Origin of the sequence: Campylobacter vicugnae (assembly GCF_002139875.1) — a bacterium.
In the GTDB taxonomy this organism is placed as follows: domain Bacteria; phylum Campylobacterota; class Campylobacteria; order Campylobacterales; family Campylobacteraceae; genus Campylobacter; species Campylobacter vicugnae.
Genome location: NZ_CP018795.1, coordinates 1 through 4,217, shown reverse-complemented (window position 1 = coordinate 4,217; position 4,217 = coordinate 1). Strand labels below are relative to the sequence as shown.

Sequence of the window (4,217 nt, the reverse complement as noted above, 5' to 3'; positions counted from 1 at the left end):
GACTTTTTCGCATTTTCGTTTTTTTCGCTTTAATTTTTTCAAAAAATTTTTCTTTTTTTTCATCGATTTCGCTTCGCTCAATCTAAATTCGGGGCGGGCTTGCTTCCTGGCATTTTTTCGCTTTCGCTCAAAAAAGCCGACCCGCGTATGTTCGCTACGCTCACCAACTTGCATACTAATCGCTCACTTTGTTCGCTCAATGCAAGTTGCACATATTTAGAATAAAATATTATGGGGTATAAGTGTTTTTTTGGGATTTATGTTTTTTAGCTCAAAAATACGCTTTAAATTAAAAAAGGGGGTAAAGGTATAGTTAGATATAGATTTAATATTATTTTGGATTTTAAGGGCTATTTTGTGCGTTTATGAGCTATCTACTCAAACCATGTTGCTGACTTTGTTTATTTTGCTGTTGTTGATTTTTGTTACTTCTAGAACTTTTATAGAAATTATTTTGCCTAATTAATTCAGCGTTTTCTTCTCTTAGCTCTTTGTTCTCTTGTATAAGTTTATTAAGCTCTGTATCTATGGCTTTGTTTTTATCTTGTTCAATTGTGCTTAATATCTTTTCTTTAACATCTCTGATATAGTCTTGTGGAGTTGATATTTTTGGCTCTCTTAGCTTTGTTTCTAAATATTTTTGTTGGTCTATAAGTCCGTATTTGCCTAAAGTAGAGTATAAGCTATATATATCATCTTTGTTATCCATAAATCGAGTATTTTCAATTTTATTGATAAAATTTAAATCGATTTGGGCTGGGCTCTTTTCTTTTTGTTCTTGTTCTAAGTTAAATTCTTTCAATTTAGCTTCTAGCTCTGATTTTTGCTGTTTTAATTTTTCTATTTCTGCTTCGTGTCGCTTGATGATATTTTGAAATTCTATTTCTAATTCTTGCTTAGATAGAATTTCAGTCTCTATCTCTTTATTTTTAGTTTCTAGCTCTATATTTTTCTCTTTTTCTTTCAAATAATTTTGCAATAAAGAGTTTAAGGTATCATCTAAAAATTCTTTTGTTGTTGGCTCTGCTTGTTTTTTTAAATTGCTGATATCTCTAAAAAATTCCTTTGGCAAATCTTTACCAGTGCAATCTTTGCGAAATTGCTCTATATATGCTTTAATCTCTTTACTGCTTAGCTTTTCTTGTTCTAGTTTAGTGTCTTTAAATTTTAGTTCTGCTTCTTTGCTCTCTAGCTCTTGTTTATGCTCTGCTTTTAGTTTAGCTTGTTCTTTGCGTTCAGCTTCTTTCATCTGAGCGTATTTGCGTGGCTCTACTCTTTCACGCTTTGAAATTCGCTTATCTATTCCACGCTCCATACCTAAAATTTCAGCCACTTCGGTTTGAATTTGGCGTAAAATTTTTGGATTGATAAGCTCTCTGCGATACATATTTTTTCCAGTTTGTTTGTCTAGAGTTATGAATTCTAAGTGAGCGTGATGGTTTATATGCTTTTCTCCGTTTTCGATATAGCCTTCATCTCGATGAATTGCGATTTGATAGCATTGAAATCCGTATTTAGTTTCAAAATGCTTAGCTAATCGTTCTAAATCTTGCATTGTGGTATCAGGCTTAATATTTACAACTGCACTCCACTCATAACTTTTAGCTTTAAAATTTGGAGCCTTTGGAGATTTATTTTTGTTATATGCGTTAATCGCATTTTCTATAATTTCATTTCTTAATTTTAATGCTTCTTTATGCGTTCTATTTACTTCGCAACCAATATCAGATATTAGATAGCTTGGCGGTAAATCTCTATCATTGTGCCTTGTTTGTATCGCATTTGATTTTTTAAAATTTATGCTTGATATAGCACTCATTAAAATAACTCGCTATGTGAGCCTATATTTAAACAATACAAAATTAATTTATCATCTTGTTTTTGATAAATTAGTAATAAATCTGGCTTTAAATGACACTCTCTAAAGCCTATTAAATCGCCCTTTAAGGCGTGGTCTTTGTATTTTGCTTCTAAGGTTTCATTATTTGCTAATTTAAATGAAATATTTTCAAATAATTCTCTTTCTTTTTGATTTAATTTCTTATATGATTTTTTAAATGACTTAGCAAATTCAATTTTCAGCATTTAAATATTCCATAGCGTCTTTATGATTGTCAAATGATATTACTTCATTATTTTTTACTTCATTTATTGCTTCTAAAAGCTCTTTACTTGGAGTTCTCCATTTTTCCATCAATGCATCTTTTACAAAGTGGCTCTTTTTGATTTTTTCTTTTAATTTATTTTCTATTCTTGTTTTTTCGGCTGCGATTTTTATTGTTTCTTTTTCTAAAGTATCAAGCATTACTTTAAGTTGTCTTTCGCTTTTTTCTTTTAGCTTTTCAATATAAAGATAGTCTGCATTATCGATTTGAGCTTGTGTCATATCTTCCCCCTTTTTTACTTGAAATTATAGCGAACTTGTTGAGCTAAAGTCAAGTAAAAAAGCAAATTATCTAACTTATGGCAGTGCCATTGTTTGGATAATTTGCAAATTATCCAAACATAAAAGGCTATTGCCATTTTATGAGTGGTAATTTGCCACTAGCGTGGAGCTATCTAGATAAATATATCACTCGACAAGCTCGTTAATATTTATCTAAATAATTTTATCTTTACATATCTTTCATTAATTCGCTTAAATCTGCCAAATTTGTATCTAAATCTTTTTTACTATCATCGCTTGAATTTTCGCTTTCAGTTTGTTCGATTTTTGGCAATAGTTCATCATCGCTTAATAATAAATTTTCATCAATCTTTATATCTAAATTTAGCTCACTGCCCCACGACTTCATCAAGGATAATTTTATAGAGTTGGATTTTTTTTCTATATCATTTAATTGAGTTTCAATTTGCTCTAATTGGGCGTATAAATTTTCTCTTTGCGATTGTAAGTCTTTACTCTCTAAATCTAGATTGTGAAGTAAGTCTGTTAATTTTTTTTCGGTCATTTTGTCTCCTTAAATAATTGGCTTAATAAATTTGTTACTTGTTCTGTTTCATCTCGTCTTTGATATTTGTCTTTATTTGCTCTACGATATTCAACTTCGGCTTTACCCTTTTGTATCGCTAATTCTAAATCAGCTAAATTAAAAAAATCAGTTCGACTAACATCATCGCTAACTTTTTTTGATATACAATCATAGTCTCTTACTATCGCCATAATCTTGCAGTCTGTTCGATAGCTATTATCTTCTACGCTTTCAATTAGATATAAATTATCATAGTATAATAAAACTTTGCCTACATATTTATCATAGGCTTTTTTAGCTCTTGCTTTTTCGGTTTGCTTTGCTAATTGCTCTTTAAAATTCATCTTTATTGATATTTCTATAATTCGCTTACCAATTTTTTTTGTTGGCTCATATTCTATAACGATATCGCTAGTCTCATTTATTTCATTTAATGCAGGTTCTAACACTTTTATTTTAAATTTTGAATAGTCTCTTAAACTTGTTGGTAGTTGCAATATCTCGTATAATTCATCTAAATTAAAAAGTGCTTGTTTATTTTTTTGATTTCTCATTTGTATCGCTAATTCGTAAAATCTAAAGCTATATTTGCCATTAAATTTAATAACATTTTCGATGCTATAATGGCTAAAATTATTTTTTAATTGCAATAAATAAGGGATTAAGGTTGGACTCATTTCAAATTCTATAATTCCTTGTTTGACTTTATATTTAAAAGCTGAAAACCAATTACAAGCGATATATTCATCGGTTTCAGGTTCATAAATTTCTAATGGTTTCTTTAAGATATTTTTGGCAAATGTTCTAAATCTAGAATAATTTAGCTCTACACCTATACGCTCTTGTAGTTCAGATATGCTACAACTAAATTTACAAAATTTTTCATCATTTACGCTATCTATTTGACAAATTGCTAAGAGTATAATTTTTTGTTCTAATGCGTCTAATGTGTATTTTGCACTTAGCATTGAGTTTGATTTAGTGATAATAGCTCTATCTGATAGCTCTTTAATCTCTTTTTTCATAAATACCCCCTTGACTCTTGACATTATAACATAAAAAAGAACCTTTGTCAAAAAAGTTCTTTTTGACGGACAAAAAGTTCTTTTTTGTTAAAATTTGACGGACAAAAAGTTCTTTTTGACGGACAAAAAGTTCTTTTTCTCACTCTCAAATATCGATTTTATGGTAATTTGAATATGTCTAAATATTAAGAAATATTTTTTAAAAGAAATATTCGCAACA

5 protein-coding genes are annotated in these 4,217 nt (G+C 29.3%); all 5 read right to left on the bottom strand.

Going from position 1 to position 4,217, the window contains the following annotated elements; translation table 11 throughout:
* Positions 1 to 370: 370 nt before the first annotated feature.
* The 5 genes from CVIC12175_RS08685 to CVIC12175_RS08425 all read right to left on the bottom strand — a co-directional run bounded on the left by CVIC12175_RS08685 (position 371) and on the right by CVIC12175_RS08425 (position 3,997).
* On the bottom strand, positions 371 to 1,819 hold the full coding sequence (locus CVIC12175_RS08685; RefSeq protein WP_236861112.1) for a mobilization protein: 1,449 nt from the start codon (positions 1,817 to 1,819) through the stop codon (positions 371 to 373).
* Entirely contained in the window at positions 1,819 to 2,085 is a 267-nt protein-coding gene (locus CVIC12175_RS08440) for a type II toxin-antitoxin system RelE/ParE family toxin (RefSeq protein ID WP_086257431.1), read from the bottom strand. The genes CVIC12175_RS08685 and CVIC12175_RS08440 overlap by 1 nt, the downstream gene beginning before the upstream one ends.
* The gene (locus CVIC12175_RS08435; protein WP_086257432.1) at positions 2,072 to 2,386 is read right to left on the bottom strand and encodes a hypothetical protein; all 315 of its coding nucleotides are present in this window, start codon (positions 2,384 to 2,386) and stop codon (positions 2,072 to 2,074) included. Before CVIC12175_RS08435 ends, CVIC12175_RS08440 begins: the two co-directional genes overlap by 14 nt.
* A 229-nt stretch (positions 2,387 to 2,615) precedes the next feature.
* Positions 2,616 to 2,951, bottom strand: a complete 336-nt coding sequence (locus tag CVIC12175_RS08430) for a hypothetical protein (protein ID WP_086316036.1) — start codon at positions 2,949 to 2,951, stop codon at positions 2,616 to 2,618.
* Positions 2,948 to 3,997 (bottom strand): replication initiation protein, encoded by a 1,050-nt coding sequence (locus CVIC12175_RS08425; RefSeq protein ID WP_192940164.1) that lies wholly within the window; start codon positions 3,995 to 3,997, stop codon positions 2,948 to 2,950. The genes CVIC12175_RS08430 and CVIC12175_RS08425 overlap by 4 nt, the downstream gene beginning before the upstream one ends.
* Between the last annotated feature and the right edge of the window lie 220 nt (positions 3,998 to 4,217).

What these genes read in the sequence shown, in the direction of transcription:
- CVIC12175_RS08435 (WP_086257432.1), bottom strand. Translation starts at nt 2,386, where the DNA reads ATGACACAAGCTCAAATCGATAATGCAGACTATCTTTATATTGAAAAG.
- CVIC12175_RS08685 (WP_236861112.1), bottom strand. Translation starts at nt 1,819, where the DNA reads ATGAGTGCTATATCAAGCATAAATTTTAAAAAATCAAATGCGATACAA.
- CVIC12175_RS08425 (WP_192940164.1), bottom strand. Translation starts at nt 3,997, where the DNA reads ATGAAAAAAGAGATTAAAGAGCTATCAGATAGAGCTATTATCACTAAA.
- CVIC12175_RS08440 (WP_086257431.1), bottom strand. Translation starts at nt 2,085, where the DNA reads ATGCTGAAAATTGAATTTGCTAAGTCATTTAAAAAATCATATAAGAAA.
- CVIC12175_RS08430 (WP_086316036.1), bottom strand. Translation starts at nt 2,951, where the DNA reads ATGACCGAAAAAAAATTAACAGACTTACTTCACAATCTAGATTTAGAG.